We start from the raw sequence: 17,203 nt of genomic DNA on the forward strand, positions 1-17,203 counted from the left end.
AGGCATTATGCCGCGTGCGATAATCGCGGCCTATGTCCAGATTGCCCCACACCTCGCTGGCTTATGCCTTGCTCCAGGCCGCACGCATCGATGCGGCCGTTTTTGCCGGCCAGAGCCTGGCTGACGGCATGTTGGCCCGCGTCGATAGCCAGGCCCGTCCGGCGGTACAGGATCTCGTCTACGGCAGCCTGCGCCAATACGGCCGGGGCGATTTCTTTCTGGCGGCTTTGCTCGACAAACCCTTGGCCGATACCGAGGTGCATGCGCTGCTGCTGGTCGCGCTCTATCGTCTTGAAACACGGCCGGATGCCGCCCATACGGTGGTCGATCAAGCGGTCGTGGCAGCAGGGGAAGTGGCGCGCGGTCGTTTTCGCGGGCTGGTCAATGCCGTGCTGCGCAACTTCCTGCGTCGCCAGACGGAATTGACCGCAGCGGCTCAGCGTGACCCGGTGGCGGCCGGACAGCATCCGGCCTGGTGGCTGGAACAACTGCAAAAGGCGTATCCGAACGAATGGCAGGGCATCGTCGAGGCCGGCAATAGCCCGCCGCCAATGGCCCTGCGCGTGAACTGCCGCCGGACCGGCCGCGATGACTATCTGCAACGCCTGCAGCAGGAAGGCATTGGTGGGCGAGCCTGGGGCCGGGACGGTATCGTGCTGGACAAGCCGCTGCCGGTGGATCGCCTGCCGGGCTTCGATGAAGGCTGGGTGTCGGTACAAGACCCCGGTGCCCAACTGGCGGCGGAACTGCTTGATCCGTCGTCCGGCGTCCGCGTGCTCGACGCCTGTGCGGCGCCGGGCGGCAAGACGGCCCATTTGCTCGAACGCCAGGAACTCGAATTGCTGGCTCTCGACCTCAAGCCCAGCCGCTGCCGGCGTATCGAAGAGAACCTTGGACGCCTCGGCTTGGCGGCTGAAATCAAGGCAGCCGATTGCGCGAAGTTGGAGCGTTGGTGGAACGGCCGTCACTTCGATGCCATCCTGGCCGACGTTCCCTGCTCGGCGAGCGGCGTCGTTCGCCGCAATCCGGACGCCAAGTGGTTGCGCCGCCCAGAGGATATCGCCAGCTTCGCTGCGACGCAGCGGCGAATTCTCGATGCCCTGTGGCAGGTCTTGCGTCCCGGGGGTACACTGCTTTACGCGACATGCTCGGTTTTTCCGACCGAGAATCGCGAGCAGATCGAGCAATTCCTCCAGCGTCAGGCGGATGCCAGCCGCCGTCATGAAGAACAGCTTCTGCCCAATGCCGAACACGATGGCTTCTTCTACTGCCTTCTCGACAAGCGTGCCTGAGCGCCTGCGGCGCTGGTTGTTGCTGGCGCTCTTCCTGCCGCTCGTGGCCTGGGCGGCCGAAATCGAGATCGCCAATCCACAGGTGCAGGCGAGCGAAGACGGTTATGCGCTGTCCGCTGATTTTCGTTTCGAACTGAACAGCCGACTCGAAGAAGCGGTCAGCAAGGGGGTTGTCCTTTATTTCGTCGCCGATTTCGAAATGACCCGCGGTCGCTGGTACTGGTTCGACGAAAAACTGGTCAGCCGCAGCCAGGTTTTCAGCCTGTCCTATCATGCGCTGACCCGGCAATATCGCTTGTCCACTGGCGGCCTGCATCAATCCTTCGCCACCTTGTCTGACGCGCTGGCCGTACTTTCGCGCCTGCGTAACTGGACCGTTCTGGAACGCGGTGATCGTTCATTACGAGCGGGCGAAAGCGCGCAGGCGGCATTGCGGCTGCGTCTGGACATCACCCAGCTACCGCGGCCTTTTCAGATTTCCGCACTCGGCAACAAGGATTGGAGCCTGAGTTCGGACTGGAAAGTCTGGCAACTGACCTTGCCACCTGCACAGGAGGCCAAATGAAGCGCTTCCTGGCAGCCGGTGGTGCCTTTGCCGCGGCAATCGGCGGAATCCTCTGGTTCCTGTTGCTGATGTCCACGGCGGCGGATACCGTCCTCTTTTCACGTAATTACCCGCTGCTGATCGCCCTCAACGTCGTTCTTGCCCTGGCCATGCTCGGTCTGGTCGGCTGGCAGTTGCGTTCGCTGTGGCGCGACTATCAGGCGCAGGTGTTCGGCGCCCGCCTGAAGTTGCGCCTGATGCTGATGTTCGGCGTCATTGCCGTGCTGCCCGGGGCGCTGGTCTATGGCGTGTCGGTCCAGTTCGTGACGCGTTCGATCGAGAGCTGGTTCGATGTGCGCGTCGAAAAGGCCTTGGAGTCGGGTTTGCACCTCGGCCGTTCGGCCCTCGATGCGATGCTGGCCGACCTGACCGAGAAGAGTCGCAGCATGGCGCTGGAGCTCTCCGACATTCAGGAGTCGTCCCGTCGCTCAGCCTTGTTGCGCTTGCGCGAGGAGAAGGGTGTGGGTTCGGTTGCCTTGTTTTCGGTGGGCGGCCAACTGTTGTCGAGTGCGACCGGCGAGTTGGGCTCCTTGCTGCCCGATCTTCCGGATCAGGCCAGGTTGAAGCAGGCCCGCAACCAGCGGGCGGTCAGCACGGTCGAAGGAGAGGGCGACAAGCTCTACCTGCGCGTCCTCGTGCCCGTTGCATCGCGCGAGGTGTTCGAAGAGCCGCGTATCCTGCAGGTCACCCAAAGCGTGCCGGCGGTGTTGGCGCAGGATGCCGATTCCGTCCAGGACGTCTATCGCGACTACCAGGAGTTGCAACTGGCGCGCCAAGGCCTGACCCGTATCTACGCCCTGACCCTGACGCTGACTGTGCTGGTTGCTTTGTTCGCGGCCTTTGCCCTGGCTTACCTGATGGCCCGCCGCTTGGCCGCGCCGCTCTACATTCTGGCCGAAGGGACGCAGGCGGTAGCTCAGGGCGACTTTTCACCCCGCCAGGCGATCTACAGCGGTGACGAGTTGGGCGTCCTGACCCAGTCGTTCAACCGCATGACTCGCCAGCTCGACGATGCCCGGCGCGAAACGGAACGGCATCGCAGCGAACTGGAGTCGGCGCGCGGCTATCTCGAATCCATCCTGGCCAATCTGTCGGCCGGGGTATTGGTCTTCGACCGTCGCTTCATGCTACGGACGGTCAACGAAGGGGCGCTGAATATCCTGAACGACGATTTTCAAGGGCTGGTCGGCGTGGCGGCCGAAGAGTGGCCGCGTCAGCATGCCCTGGGCGAATTCATCCGCCAGCATTTCGCCACGGCCGAAGAGCCGGAGTGGCAAGCGCAGCTCGAGTTGGAGCGCCCGAACGGCATGCCGCAGGTGCTGTTGTTGCGTGGTTCGCGCCTGCCTGAAGCCAGCGGCGGGGGCGATGTGGTGGTTTTCGATGATGTGACGCGCCTGATTGCCGCTCAGCGCAGTGCTGCCTGGGGCGAGGTGGCACGCCGCCTGGCCCACGAGATCAAGAACCCGCTGACGCCGATCCAGTTGTCGGCCGAGCGCCTGCAATTCAAGCTGGCCGACAAGCTGGTCAATGGCGATGCGGACATGCTGGCACGGGGCACACAAACCATCATCAATCAGGTGCAGGCCATGAAGCGCATGGTCGACGATTTCCGTGACTATGCCCGTTTGCCTGCACCGGAGGTGTCGCCGCTCGACCTGAACAACCTGATCGGCGAAGTGCTGGGCCTGTACGAAAGCTCGTCAGCACGGATAGAGCTGCATCTGGCAACTGAACTGCCGCCTGTCCTGGGCGATGCCACACAGTTGCGCCAGGTTATCCATAACCTGCTGCGCAATGGCGAAGATGCCCTTGAGGGCAAGGACGATCCGCAGTTGCGCATCGTCACCGAGGTGATTGGCCGGCATGCCCGGCTGCTGATCGCCGATAACGGGCCGGGATTTCCGGTCGAAATACTACCGCGCGTATTCGAACCCTATGTTACGACCAAGGCGCGGGGCACCGGGCTGGGTCTGCCGATCGTCAAGAAGATCGTCGAGGAACACTCGGGTACCATAGAGATAAGCAATGCACCGGAGGGCGGCGCACGAATCGATATTCGTCTGCCCCTGGTGAAAGAGGAGGAAGCCAAAAATGGCAATCATTCTGGTCGTTGATGACGAGGTCGGCATCCGCGAACTGCTGTCGGAAATCCTGATGGACGAGGGCTACGACGTGCGGCTGGCCGAGAATGCCGGGGCTGCCCGGCAGGTTCGTCAAGAATTGAGGCCGGATCTCGTTCTGCTCGATATCTGGATGCCGGACACGGATGGCATCACCTTGCTCAAGGAGTGGCATGTCGCTGGCCATCTGACCATGCCGGTGGTCATGATGTCTGGCCATGGCACGATCGATACCGCGGTCGAGGCGACGCGTTTCGGGGCCTTCGATTTCCTGGAAAAACCGATTGCACTGCAGAAGTTGTTGTCGACGGTGCAGAAGGCGCTCAAGCACGATACGCTGCCGCAACGTCCGCCGTTGAGCCTGGAGGCCTTCGCTCGTTCGCCATTCGTCAAGGAATTCAAGCGTCGCCTTGAGCAGGCGGCTGCCAAGTCCCCGGTATTGCTGATCAAGGGGGCAACCGGTGGCATGGCAGAGATTTGTGCTCGTACCTTGCATGCGCCGCGCTCGCCTTGGCTCGATCTGTCGTCGGTGAGCAGCGCGCTGACCCAGGAAGTGCTTGAAAAGCACAGCGGTGGCGTCCTCTTCGTGCCCGATTTGGCCGCACTGGGCAAGATGCAGCAGATGAACCTCGCGTTCGCCATCGAGCGCCTGGAGCGTCTGCATCTGCAGCTGGTCATGGGCTGCCGCACGCCGATGAGCACCCTGGCCGAGAACGGCTGGGACGGCAAACTGCTCGCGCGCATCGGCGAGATCTGGGTGTCCTTGCCGCCGCTGGCGGGACATGCCGACGACCTGCCCGAGATTGCCGGCCTGCTGCTGACCAATTTCGTCGAGCGCGGTGAAGTGCCGGCCCGCCGTTTTTCCACCGGTGCCTTGAATGCCTTGCGCACGCTGCCCTGGAAGAATACTGACGAGACGAGTTGGAGCGAACTCTATTGCCTGATCCGCAACTTGGCGCTGACCTCGCTCGACGAGGAAATTTCGGCGGAGGATGTCAGCCGGGTCATGCCCAGGGAATCGCCGGCATCGTCGGAGGTAGCCTCGCTACTGCCCCTGCTCGATCAGCCTCTGCGCGAAGCGCGCGATGCTTTCGAAAAGCTCTATTTCGAGCATCACCTGCGCTTGGAGGGCGGCAACATGACCAAGCTGGCCGAGCGCTCCGGGCTGGAACGTACCCACTTGTACCGCAAACTGAAGCAGCTCGACGTCAAGCTGGGAAAACGCTCCGAGGAGTAAGGTTTGCCGGGGCGGGGGAATACCTCCTGCCAAAGGTGGAAGTGACCGGAAGGCGGGAAAGCGGGATAATCCCACTTTTCGACTTTCACAGGCGGAGCCCATTGTGAGCCGACCCAAGAACGATACCTTCCTGCGTGCCCTGCTCAAGGAGCCGACCGATTACACCCCGCTCTGGCTGATGCGCCAGGCAGGCCGCTATCTGCCCGAATATTGCGAAACGCGCAAACGGGCAGGCAATTTCCTGAACCTGTGCAAGTCGCCGACGCTGGCCTGCGAAGTGACCCTGCAGCCGCTGGCGCGTTACGACCTCGATGCCGCCATTCTGTTCTCCGACATCCTGACCGTGCCGGATGCCATGGGCCTTGGCCTCTATTTCGCCGAAGGCGAAGGTCCACGCTTCGAGCGCCCGTTGCGCGAAGAATGGGCGATCAACGATCTGTCCGCGCCCGATCCCTACGATCACCTCGGCTACGTGATGGATGCCGTGTCCGAGATCCGCCGCGCCCTGGACAACTCGGTGCCGCTGATCGGCTTCTCCGGCAGCCCGTACACGCTGGCCTGCTACATGGTCGAAGGGCAGGGGTCGAGCGACTTCCGCCACATCAAGGGCATGCTCTACAGCCGCCCGGATTTGCTGCACCGCATCCTGTCGGTCACGGCCGATGCAGTGACCAATTACCTGAATGCCCAGATCGATTCCGGCGCTCAGGCCGTGATGATCTTCGACACCTGGGGCGGTTCGTTGTCGAACGCGGCCTACCAGGAATTCTCGCTGCAATACATGCAGCGCATCGTCGCCGGCCTCAAGAAAGAAAAGGACGGGCAGCGCATTCCGAGCATCGTGTTCACCAAGAACGGTGGCCTGTGGCTGGAGAAGATCGCTGCCATCGGTTGCGACGGTGTCGGCCTGGACTGGACCATCGACATTGGCGAAGCGCGTCGTCGCGTTGGCGACCAGGTCGCGCTGCAGGGCAATCTCGACCCGAACGTGCTGTTCGCCACCCCCGAAGTCGTGGCTGCCGAAGCCAGGAAGGTGCTCGACAGCTACGGTGCCGGCAATACCGGCCATGTCTTCAATCTGGGCCACGGCATTTCGCAATTCACGCCGCCGGATAACGTCACGGCACTGGTTGAAACCGTGCATAGCCATAGCCGTCTATTACGAAAGTAAGCTACATAAGCCAGAGGGTTTGCCCGACTTATGCACAGAGTTAGGGCGACCCTCACCAAAAAATTCGCGCCATGGTGTTGACACTGTGGATTTATTCTAAGTTTATGAAAATAAAGCGATTTTGGATTTGCCAAATATTTCGGCAAAGTAACAAAATCCTTACGTGACGCCGACTTACCGGGGTTGCCCAAGATAAATCCACAAAGTTATCCACAGTTTTTGTGGACAAGTGAAAAAACGTTAATTTCGGCTGGTTTTCGGCCAATTTCTGGAGAATAAACGGCTCGTTCCGGCAAATTTATGCCCGTTTTGCGCGTTGCTCTCGATTTGCCGCTGCACCGCCTGTTCGAATACGTTTCTGCGGAAGCGACGACGAACGATGTTGGCTTGCGTGTCCGGGTGCCTTTCGGGCGGGGCGAGAAGATCGGCCTGATTGCCGAGGTGGCCGAGACCAGTGAATGGCCGCTGGAGCAACTGAAAACCGCCGGTGAAATCCTGCGCGACCTGCCGCCCCTGCCAGCGGATTTCTTTGCACTCTGTGAGTTTGCCGCCACTTATTACCAGGCGGCACCCGGCGAAGTATTGTTACAGGCCCTGCCGGCCGGTCTGAAGCGTCTGGTGGTACCGGAGCGGCGCAAGGGCAGGGCGGGGCGTTCGCCATCGGCCGTTTCTCCGCCGCCGCTGACCGAGCAGCAGGCTCAGGCAATCGCTGCCGTTCCCGGCGAGGGATTTTCGGCCAACCTGTTGTTTGGGGTGACCGGCAGCGGCAAGACCGAGGTTTATCTGCGCCTGATCGAGCGGGCACTGGCCAGCGGCCGACAAGCGCTCGTTCTGGTGCCGGAAATCAACCTTACGCCACAGCTCGAGACGCGAGTGAGCGCACGCTTTCCTAGCGAGAAAGTGGTTTCCCTGCATAGCGAGTTGGCCGAGGCCGCGCGCGAGCGCAACTGGCGGGCAGCTTTTGCCGGCGAAGCTTCCATCGTGCTCGGCACTCGCCTCGCCGTGTTTACCCCGCTGCCGCGTCTCGGCCTCATTGTCGTCGACGAGGAGCACGATCCGTCCTTCAAGCAGCAGGACGGCATGCGTTATTCGGCGCGCGATGTGGCGGTGTTCCGCGCCCATCAACTAGGTATTCCCATCGTCCTCGGTTCGGCGACGCCGTCGCTGGAAACCTGGGCCAATGCGCAGAACAAACGCTACCGCCAGCTATTGCTGACGGAGCGGGCGAACCCGGAGGCGACCCTGCCTGCGGTGCACGTGCTCGATACGCGAAAAATGGTGTTGCAGGAAGGCGTCAGCGAACCGCTGGCGGCGGCGATCGCCGCTCGACTGGAGCGTGGCGAGCAGAGCCTGGTTTTCCTCAATCGGCGCGGCTACGCGCCGGTGCTGGCCTGCCCGGCTTGCGGCTGGGTATCGCGTTGCCGACGCTGCGCCGCCAACATGGTGCTGCATCTGGCCGACCAGCGCCTGCGTTGCCATCACTGCGGCTTCGAGCATCGCGTACCGAAGGCTTGCCCGACCTGCGGCAACCAGGATATCCACCCGTTCGGGCGCGGTACGCAACGCCTGGAGGCCTGGGTGCAGCAACGTTTCCCCGAGGCGCGCGTGCTGCGTGTGGACCGCGATTCGGTGAAAAGCCGCAAGCAGTGGGAGACCGTGCTGGAGCGTATCCACGCCGGTGAGGCCGACATCCTGGTCGGCACGCAGATGCTGGCCAAGGGCCACGATTTCCCCAAGCTGACGCTTGTCGGCGTGCTTGGCGCCGACTCGGCCTTGTTTGCCGCCGACTGGCGCGCGCCTGAACGACTGTTCGCGCAGTTGATGCAGGTCGCCGGGCGGGCCGGCCGGGCCGAACTGAAGGGCGAAGTGCTCATCCAGACGCAGTATCCGGATAACCCGCTGTTCTCCGCCGTGCGGGCCCACGACTACCCCGGCTTCGCCACGCAGCAGTTGAAGGAGCGCGAGCAGGCCGGCTTCCCGCCCTATACCTTCCAGGCCGTGCTGCGCGCCGAGGCGCCGGAGATGACGATGGCCATCGATTTCCTGAAGGCTGCCGCCGCCTTGCCGGTGACAAGGGAGCACGATGCCGTTCTGGTCTTCGATCCGGTGCCGATGAAGATGGCCCGCCTGGCCAACCTGGAGCGCGGCCAGCTGGTGGTCGAATCGCCGTCGCGTCCGGCCCTGCAGGCCTTCCTGCCGTGCTGGCGCGAGGCCATCGAGCAGCTCAAGGTTCCGTCGAAATTGCGTTGGCACATCGAGGTCGATCCGCTCGAGTTCTGACCGGCACGCCCCTTGCAGTGTTCGCTGCCCGAACAACCGCAGGAGACGAGCATGAAAATCGAATCGGCCGAACTGTGCCTGCAGGCACAACATGAGGCGAGCAAGCGCCAAACCACCGAAGTCGAGCAGACACTGAGCTTCCGCCAGGTTTTTGCCGGCGTTGCCGTGAGCGAAACCGACCGTTCGGAGGACCTGCGCCGACGCGTTCAGCGCATGCTGGAACAATTGGTAGCGGCAATCCTGGCGGCTATCGACGGCAAGAAATGCGAGGAAAATCCTGCCGCCGAGTGTGCTGCGCCGCCGACCGATAGCGGATTACCGACGGCGGGACGCGTTCGGGAGGTCTGCTGGCAGACCGAATGGTGCACGACCATCGAGGAAACGGAATCGACCAACATCTGCGCCAGCGGTTTCGTGCGGACTTGCGACGGCCGGCAGATCGCCTTCGACTGCTCGCTTGCCATGCAGCGCGAATACACGCAGACCCTGTCGGGCAGCGCGAGCGGAACGTATCGGCTGCACGATCCGCTGGTCATCGATTTTGCGGGGACCGGCGCTGAACTGACTGAAAACCGGGTCGACTTCGACCTCGATGCCGACGGCAAGGTCGAACGCATTCCCGGGCTGGGCGAGGGCTGCGGCTACCTGGTCTTCGATCGCAACGGCAATGGCCGGGCCGACGACGGCAGCGAATTGTTCGGCGTCGCCAGCGGTAACGGCTTTGCCGACCTGGCCAAGCTCGACAGCGACGGCAACGGCTGGATCGACGAGGCCGATCCGGTCTTCCGCCAACTCGGCGTGGCCAACGGCGAGCGTTACGCGAGCCTGAGCGAACGCGGTATCGGCGCGTTGGCCACTGCTGCGGTGCACGCCCCGTTTTCGCTAAAAACCGGCGATAACGAGCTGCTCGGCCAGATCCGAGCGGCCGGCGTCTATCTGCGCGAAAGCGGCGAGGTCGGCTTCATGCAGCAGGTGGACCTGGCCGTGTCAGCGCCGCCGGCCGGACCACAGCAGCCAGGCGAGGGCGAGCAACTGTCCGCATAACAGGGCGATGAAGGCGCTGCGATAGGCAGCGTCCGTCGCCAGTCCGCAAGCACGCAGGGCATCGACCAAGGCGCCGATGCCCCATTGCAAACCAAAGGCCCCGGCGAAGACGAAGAGATTGAAAGCCGTGTTGGCCCGACCGGAAAGCGCCGGAGGAAAAGCGCGGGCGACCAGCGAGTAGCTGATGTTAGACAGCGAGAAACAGGCGCCGAGCAGCGACCACAGCAAGGTGCTGCCGTGACCTGGTTGCAGGGCGATCCCGGCAAAGGAGAGCAGGCCGAGGACCATGGCGGAGAGATAGAGCGTTTCCAGCTTGACGCCGCGCCGGCCGAGCAGGGCGGCAAAAACTCCCATGAACAGGTAGCCGCCCAGCATCGCCCCGCTGATCCACGTCAGGCGGGCTGCGATTTCCCCACTGCTCATGTGTTCCAGCTCGCTCATCCAGCGCGAGGCCCAAAGCCCCTGTACTGCCATGAAACCCCCGGTGGACCAGAAACCCATCGGGGCATAGCGCCAGAAATGACCACTCCGGAAAATGCTGGCGACACCGGCCAGTTGTTCCTGCCAGCCATGTTTTTCTCCCTCGAGCGGCTTGTCGGGCACGCTGCGTCCGATCAATCCGGCAACCAGCAAGGTCAGTGCGGCCAGCGCGAACACGATCTCCCGCCAGTCGGCAAAACCGAGTGCCAGTTCGAGCGGCTTGGCGGCGGCGAGCGCGCCGAGGCCGCCGGAGGCCATGATCCAGCCCGTCAGCGAAGCATGGCGTTCGACCGGAAACCATTGGCTGAAGGCCTTGAACGAGGCCATCAGGCAGGCGGAAACGCCCAAACCGATGAGTGCACGGCCGCTGGCCAGTCCGCCCAAGCCGTCGGCCATCGCAAAGACTGCGGCGCCGCACGCGGCCACGACCAGCAGCGCAGCTTCCACCCGGCGCGGCCCGAAGCGGTCGAGCAACATGCCTAGCGGCAACTGGGCGGCACCGAAGGCGAGAAAGTAGGTGCTGGTCAGCAGGCCAAGGGCGTTGTCGCCCAATTCCAGTTCCGTGGCGATTTTCGGTCCGATGACGGCATTGACCGTGCGGAACAGGTAGGACAGAAAATAGCCGGCGGCAAAGGGCAGGACCAACATGCGCCAGAGCTGACGTTCCTCAAGCTGGCTCATTGCGCCTCCGGTTTCACGTGGAACGCCTTGGGGCATTGATCCGCTTCTTGAGGGTGGGCCTGCAGCCAGGCGAGGCGCTGGCGAATCTTATGCTGCCAGCTGGTGGCAATGCCCGGTGCCTCTGCCAGGGCGGAAAGCTGTTCGAGCGGCGGCCGGTGGCTGTGCCAGAGACGCATGGCCTCGGCCAGCGTGAAGCTGGAACTGGCGAATTCGAGGTCCAGTGTATCGCCCGGTTGCACACAGCCGCCTTCGAGCACGCGCCAATACCAGCCGGTGATCTGCCGTTCTGCGATGAAGGCCGCCATGCCATCACTGGCGAAACGCTCGTCGATCTTCCAGCAGGGATTCCGGGGTTGGCAGACTTGCAGGCGGGCTTGACCCAAGCGCCAGATGTCGCCGAGCCGCACGTCGTTCTCGTCGAGCTCGGCGGTGCTCAGGTTTTCGCCCAGGCTACCGGGGACCAACAGCGGTACGGCGTCGGGAAAGCGTTCGGCGAGCGCGGCGTAATGGCGGGCTGGGTAAAGGTGCACGGCTTTCTCGGGGCCGCCATGCACGCGGCGGTCGGCCTGCTCGTCACCGATGAAGCCTTCGGGGCCAAGTTCGACGGGGCTGGTGACGGGTTGTTTGTACATGCCGGTCGGGCGACCGGATTCAGGGAGCGGCCGAATGCCGCCGATGAAGAGTGCGATGGATGCCATGGTCGGGCGATTGTGCCATCAATCCCACAGCCAGGCAGCGCCGCGTACCCCCGAGGAGTCCCCATGTTGCGGTGGCAGGAATTTCGTGCAAAAAACGTCCGAAAAGACATGTGCACCGCAGCAGTCGGGCAAATTGCGGTACAGGCGCGGCATCTTGGAGAGGCCGCCGCCAATGACGATCACCTCAGGGTCGATCAGGTTGATGACGCCGGCCAGGGCGCGCCCGAGACGTTTTTCATAACGTTGCAAGGTGGCTTCGCAAGCGGCGTCGCCAGCCTCGGCACGCCGCTCGATCTCGGCGGCGGCGAGCATCTGCCCGCTGTGATGCCGATGGTCGGCTGCCAGCGCGGGGCCGGACAGATAGCTTTCGATGCAGCCTTGGCGACCGCAATAGCAATCGGGCAAGGGGAGATCATCGGCATCGGGTAAGGGGAGCGGGTTGTGGCCCCATTCGCCGGCAATGGCGTTGGCACCGACCAGTACCTTGCGGTCGATCACGATGCCACCACCGACACCGGTACCGAGAATGATGCCGAAGACGATCTGTGCTCCCTGTCCGCTGCCGTCCACGGCTTCGGAGAGGGCGAAACAGTTGGCATCGTTGGCCAACCTGACCTCGCGTTGCAGCAGCGCCGACAAGTCATGGCGCAGCGGCTGGCCGATCAGGCAGGTGGAATTGGCGTTCTTGATCAGGCCGGTGGCCAGCGACTCGGCGCCGGGGATGCCGACACCCACGGTGCCTCGTTGTCCGAGCTGGGATTCGGCCGCGTCGACCAGACCCTTGATGCTTGCCAGTGTCGCCCGATAGTCGCCCTGCGGCGTGGGCGCCCGCTGGCGCAGCAAAACCCGCCCATCCTCGGCGAGGGCGATGATTTCAATCTTGGTGCCGCCGAGGTCGATGCCCAGACGCATCAGACGCGCACGGCAATGCCCTTGACGTTGCCGTAGGTGGTGGTCAGCGTGCGCAACACGCTGGCACCCGATTCGAGCAACAGCATGAACAGGTTGCGCTCGGTGTACAGGCAGACCGGCATCGGGATATCGTATTTCTTGGCCAGGGCCGGCTCGAGCGTGGAAAAGCGCTCGTTGACCTGGCGCTCGGCGTCGGCGTAGCCCAAGCCCAGTTCGGAATGCAGGCCGAGCACCGAGATGTACAGCTTGCCGCCGATCTTCAGCTTGAGCAGCAACTGGCGCAGAACGCGCCGCGCCTCGTCATAAGGCATGGAGCACAGGCCGCGGCGAACGACGATCAGATCGAAGGAATCGCCGTTTGGCGAGTCGGGCAGGCCAGGCAACTCGTAACCGGCGAAGATGACTTCGTCGTTCAGGCCCGCGGCGAGGACGCGGCCCTCGATACTGTTCTTGAATTTCAGGCTGTCGCCGGCGACGACGCGCGCACCGACCCGGGCGAGCTTGAGCGCCAAGTCGCAATGGCCGGCCGGCATGACCATGGCCAGCACGCTGTGATCGATGCGCTTTCGCTTGACGCACTCTTCCAGCGCGAAACGTTCAAGCTCATCGGCCCCTGTTTCCAGGGGATTGGCGCTAATATTTGTCTCCATCGGATCGCCCCCCTTTTTGGTGCATTCTGCATGATGGGTGGGGGCCTGACAACCAGAGCCTAATAAACGACAGGAGAGTTCATGCTAGTCCGTTTCGATTCGAGCGAAACCGCCGAGGTGCTGATGTATGCCGAAACCGCCCGCATGCTGTTGCAGACCGTCGGCAAGGAAACCACGGCGCGCGGTACTTTCACTCAGCCGGAAATGGCCCCGGCCGCCGCAGCGTTGCGCGCCGAAGCCCAGCGGGCCCCCCGGCCGAGCGAAGACGACGAAGAGGAAATCGACGAGGCGATCGGCAAACGCAAGGGGATTCAGGTCGGCTTCAGCCAGCGGGCCTGGCCTTTGATCGACATGCTCGAACGCACGGCCCAATCCGGGCCGGATGCCTACATTATCTGGGAAGCGGCGGACGCCTTCTGAGCATCCGCCGCTGGCTGCATTTCAGGCCGGAATGTCGAAGGCCTTGGCGATACCGTCGATGACGGTACGCAGTTCCTGGGCGAAACGGTCGTAGACGTCGGCCGGCGCCTGACCTTCCTTCAGCGCATATTCGAGCGCCAGGGCCGCTTCCTGCAACGCGGTGGCGCCGATGGTGCCAGCCAGCCCCTTGGTGCTGTGGGCGCGTCGCTCCGCCGCCGTGAAATCGCCGGCCTCCCAGGTGGCGCGAATTTGCGCCGCCTCGTTGGCAAAACGGTTGTGAAAGTCGCGCAAGACCTTCTCGTACAAGGCGACCTTGTTCATCATCCGCTTCATGCCGAGAGCGGTGTCGATGCCGGGGAGTTCCGGCAATCCTTCCGGTGTGCTCATGGTTTTCTTCTCCTGGGGTAGAGGGGCGCCGGCATTTTCTGTTTTCGGCCGCCAGCGCTGCAGCATCTGGTGTAACTGGTCGGGATCGATTGGCTTGCTGATGAAATCGTTCATGCCGGCAGCGAGGCAGCGCTGACGCTCCTGGTCAAGGGCATGGGCGGTCATGGCAATGATGGGCAGTCGGTCGTAACGGCCGCTTGCCCGGAGGCGCCGGGTGGCTTCGAGGCCGTCCATCTCCGGCATCTGGACATCCATCAGTACGACGTCGCAGGGGATGGCTTCATCAATCAGCTTGCGCAGCGCCTGGACGCCGTTGCCGGCCGTATCCACCGTGGCGCCGAAGGATTCGAGCATCTCGCAGGCGATCAACTGATTGGTCGGGATGTCCTCGACGAGCAGGATGCGCAGGCCGGCCATCGGGGCCAGCGTGCTGCCGGCGGACGCCTGCCGGATGGTGCGCGCGTCGAGCAGTTGCGCGATCTGCTGGGCCGTCACCGGCTTGTTGACGATGGCGTCGAAGGGCGATTTTTCGATGTCGAAATCGAAATCCGACGTGTCGGCCGCTGTCACCATGGCCAGCAAGGGTTCGTTGCCCAGTTCGTTACGGATGATTTCGCCCAGTTCGTAGCCGTTCATGCCCGGCATGTTCAGGTCGATGGTGACGATGTCGAAGCGATGACCGGCGTTCTCTTCGATCTGGCGTTGCGCCTGTTCACCGGAGTCAGCGGCCGTGCACTGGAAGCCGTGTTTCTCGAGCAGGCGGATCAGGATGCTGCGGGCGAGCGGGTTGTCGTCCACCACCAGGGCGCGCTTGAAACACGTGTTCGGGGTGGCCACCTCGCCGGCCGCAACGCCCAAACGTACGGAAAAGCTGAAAGTGCTGCCGACACCGGGCTGGCTCTCGGCCCGGATGTCGCCGCCCATCAGCTGGGTCAGGCGCTTGCAGATGGTCAGGCCGAGGCCGGTACCGCCGAACTTGCGGGTAATCGAGGTATCGGCCTGACTGAAGGCCTGGAACAGGGTGGCGAGTTGATCGGCAGTCATGCCGATCCCGGTGTCCTGGACGTCGCATTCAAGCCTCATGTGGCCCGACTCGGCGCTGGCTCGTCGCAGGAAGACGGTGACCGAGCCGCGTGCCGTGAACTTGATCGCGTTGCCGATCAGGTTGATCAGGATCTGGGCCAGGCGCAGCGGGTCGCCGATCAGGCGTTGCGGCACGTCGGGTTCGACGACGTATTGCAGTTCCAGGCCTTTTTCCTGGGCGCGATGCATGACCACGGTGCTGACCTTGTCGAGCACGTCGTCGAGCAGGAAATCGGTATGTTCGATCTGCATCCGACCGGCTTCGATCTTGGAGAAATCGAGGATGTCGTTGATCAGGCCGAGCAGCATCTGGCCGGCGCCGTGGATGCGTTCGATGTAGTCGCGCTGCTTGCCGGACAGCTCGGTTTTCAGCAGCAAGTGGGCGAGGCCGATCACTGCGTTCATCGGTGTCCGGATCTCGTGGCTCATGTTGGCCAGGAATTCGGCTTTGGCGGTGGCGGCTTGCTCGGCGAATAGCTTGGCTTCCGACAGTGCGATTTCGGCTTTCTTCCGTTCGCTGATGTCCTGCAGGGTTTCGATGGCGCCGAACAGCTTGCCATTGCGGTCGCGCAGCGGGGCAGCGGTGAAATACATCCAGCGGTCGAATTTGGGGAAATAGTCTTCCGCTTCGTAAGCGCCCTTGACCAAGGGAGATGGACGATACTTGTCGGCGTAGAGTTGCTCGATCTCGGCCAAGCCTTCGAGCAGCACGAGGTCGGCCATCACTGGCCGCGGCGATGGGTAGAAGCCGCGCCACTGGTCGCGGGTGCCGATCATGTCCTCGGCCATGGCCCCGAAGATGCGCTCGCACGCCTGGTTCCAATGGGTGATGGTGTGATCCGCATCGAGCACGAAGGTGGGCACCGGGCTGCCGTCGATGATCTTGCTCAGGCTGTCATGGGCGGACTCGAGTTCGAGCGTACGTTCCTGGATCAGTTGTTCGAGGTTGTCGCGATGAGCCTGCAATTCGCGCTCGGCGCGCAGGCTTTCGGTGACATCGCGGACGAAGAGCACGCTGCCGGTCGGTCGCCCATGGTTGTCGCAGGTCGTGGTCAGCGAGAGTGTGGCGTCGAAGCTCTCGCCGAGCTTGCTGCGCAGACGCATTTGCCGGTGCGCGATCAGCCCGGCGAACTCCTCGGGATTGGCCAGGAAGTCGAGTTCGGCGTCTCCTTCGGCCAACAGCCTGCGGAAGGACAGTTTGCCGAGGTCGGTTGGAATATCCAGTCCGAACAGGCGTTGCGCCTGCTGGTTGGCCATCTGCAGGCAGCCGTTCGTAGCGAGCAGCAGGATGGCGTCGGGCGAGGTTTCGACCAGCGTCCGGTAGGTCTGCTCGCTTTTCTCCAGCCTCTTCTGCGCCAGGTATTCCGGCGTGACATCAAGGATCAGCGACAGAATGCCGAGCAATTGCCCGTTGATGTTGTAGAGCGGGACGCTGTACCAGTTGCAATGGAGAAGGCGGCCGTCGCGGTGCAGGGCCGGACCGGTGAAGCGGCCGTCCCCCTCGCTGTGCAGCATGGCCTTGTTGTTGGCCGAGAAATCGCCGTGCTGATCGGCCGGCAACAGCAGGCGATGGATGGGCTTGCCGATGACCTGTTCGGCCGGCCAGCCGAAGATCTGTTCGGCGCGCCGGTTCCACTCAACGATGCGCCCTTCGCGTTCCCAGAGGACGAAGGCGAGCGGCGAGGTGTTGTACAGGGCACGGAAGCGCAACTGGCTGTCGCGCAGTGCGGCCATGGCCTGCTTCTGCTGGGTGATTTCGCTGAAGCTGATGACGATGCCGGTATCGGCCAGAGCCTTGCTGCGCAGCTCGAACCAGCACCACAGGCCGTTGGCGTGTTGCAGACGCAGCGAGAACTGGCGTTCGATCTTGCCTTCGCCTTGCGCGATGGCCGTCAGCAGGTCGGCGAAGTTTGCCCGGTCGTCCGGATGGGCAAGAGCTAACCAGCCTGGGGCATCGCTCGGTGAGTTCTCGGACGAAAGTCCGAGCAACCCGAGGAAAGCCGGCGAAACTGACAGGCGGTCCGGTGCCTGCCATAGCCAGCAGCCAACGCCGGCCAGCGCGAGCGCTTCGGCCAGGGCGGCTGACGGAAGGTCACCGGGGCTTGTCATGCCGATGGGGTCGGGTGGGAATGGATGGAAGGGGC

The 17,203-nt window shown here is 63.2% G+C and carries 13 protein-coding genes; 8 read left to right on the top strand and 5 right to left on the bottom strand.

The window, feature by feature from the left end; genetic code table 11:
• Positions 1-32 precede the first annotated feature (32 nt).
• The 7 genes from rsmB to WIF35_RS12020 all read left to right on the top strand — a co-directional run bounded on the left by rsmB (position 33) and on the right by WIF35_RS12020 (position 9,748).
• On the top strand, positions 33-1,292 hold the full coding sequence (gene rsmB / locus WIF35_RS11990) for a 16S rRNA (cytosine(967)-C(5))-methyltransferase RsmB (RefSeq protein ID WP_412478448.1): 1,260 nt from the start codon (positions 33-35) through the stop codon (positions 1,290-1,292).
• The gene (locus tag WIF35_RS11995) at positions 1,255-1,857 is read left to right on the top strand and encodes a DUF4390 domain-containing protein (RefSeq protein WP_412478449.1); all 603 of its coding nucleotides are present in this window, start codon (positions 1,255-1,257) and stop codon (positions 1,855-1,857) included. The genes rsmB and WIF35_RS11995 overlap by 38 nt, the downstream gene beginning before the upstream one ends.
• A complete protein-coding gene (locus tag WIF35_RS12000; protein ID WP_412478450.1) occupies positions 1,854-4,010 on the top strand; it encodes an ATP-binding protein in 2,157 nt (718 codons plus the stop codon). Before WIF35_RS11995 ends, WIF35_RS12000 begins: the two co-directional genes overlap by 4 nt.
• The gene (locus WIF35_RS12005) at positions 3,988-5,253 is read left to right on the top strand and encodes a sigma-54-dependent transcriptional regulator (protein ID WP_412478451.1); all 1,266 of its coding nucleotides are present in this window, start codon (positions 3,988-3,990) and stop codon (positions 5,251-5,253) included. The genes WIF35_RS12000 and WIF35_RS12005 overlap by 23 nt, the downstream gene beginning before the upstream one ends.
• A 103-nt stretch (positions 5,254-5,356) precedes the next feature.
• A complete protein-coding gene (gene hemE, locus WIF35_RS12010) occupies positions 5,357-6,424 on the top strand; it encodes a uroporphyrinogen decarboxylase (RefSeq protein ID WP_412478452.1) in 1,068 nt (355 codons plus the stop codon).
• 300 nt (positions 6,425-6,724) lie between these two features.
• Entirely contained in the window at positions 6,725-8,704 is a 1,980-nt protein-coding gene (locus tag WIF35_RS12015; protein WP_412478453.1) for a primosomal protein N', read from the top strand.
• Between the two features lie 51 nt (positions 8,705-8,755).
• On the top strand, positions 8,756-9,748 hold the full coding sequence (locus tag WIF35_RS12020; protein WP_412478454.1) for a hypothetical protein: 993 nt from the start codon (positions 8,756-8,758) through the stop codon (positions 9,746-9,748).
• Here WIF35_RS12020 and WIF35_RS12025 read toward each other — a convergent pair.
• Genes WIF35_RS12025 through WIF35_RS12040 form a run of 4 tightly spaced genes read right to left on the bottom strand, consistent with a single transcriptional unit; the run spans position 9,692 to position 13,169 of the window.
• Complete coding sequence (locus WIF35_RS12025; RefSeq protein ID WP_412478455.1) at positions 9,692-10,909, bottom strand: MFS transporter; 1,218 nt, start codon at positions 10,907-10,909, stop codon at positions 9,692-9,694. The two genes, WIF35_RS12020 and WIF35_RS12025, sit on opposite strands and share 57 nt — an antisense overlap.
• A complete protein-coding gene (locus WIF35_RS12030) occupies positions 10,906-11,607 on the bottom strand; it encodes an MOSC domain-containing protein (RefSeq protein ID WP_412478456.1) in 702 nt (233 codons plus the stop codon). Before WIF35_RS12030 ends, WIF35_RS12025 begins: the two co-directional genes overlap by 4 nt.
• Positions 11,608-11,625: 18 nt before the next feature.
• Complete coding sequence (locus tag WIF35_RS12035; protein ID WP_412478457.1) at positions 11,626-12,519, bottom strand: ROK family protein; 894 nt, start codon at positions 12,517-12,519, stop codon at positions 11,626-11,628.
• Positions 12,519-13,169: a class I SAM-dependent methyltransferase gene (locus WIF35_RS12040; RefSeq protein WP_412478458.1), complete on the bottom strand. Its 651-nt coding sequence runs from the start codon at positions 13,167-13,169 to the stop codon at positions 12,519-12,521. Before WIF35_RS12040 ends, WIF35_RS12035 begins: the two co-directional genes overlap by 1 nt.
• An 81-nt stretch (positions 13,170-13,250) precedes the next feature.
• On the opposite strand from WIF35_RS12040, the gene WIF35_RS12045 reads away from it, so the two are divergent.
• Positions 13,251-13,589 carry a DUF1840 family protein gene (locus tag WIF35_RS12045; RefSeq protein ID WP_412478459.1) on the top strand — a complete coding sequence of 113 codons (339 nt, stop codon included), beginning with the start codon at positions 13,251-13,253 and terminating at the stop codon, positions 13,587-13,589.
• Between the two features lie 21 nt (positions 13,590-13,610).
• On the opposite strand, the gene WIF35_RS12050 is transcribed toward WIF35_RS12045, so the two are convergent.
• Complete coding sequence (locus tag WIF35_RS12050) at positions 13,611-17,168, bottom strand: PAS domain S-box protein (RefSeq protein ID WP_412478460.1); 3,558 nt, start codon at positions 17,166-17,168, stop codon at positions 13,611-13,613.
• Between the last annotated feature and the right edge of the window lie 35 nt (positions 17,169-17,203).

Source organism: Azonexus sp. IMCC34839 (assembly GCF_047047955.1).
Lineage (GTDB): Bacteria > Pseudomonadota > Gammaproteobacteria > Burkholderiales > Rhodocyclaceae > Azonexus.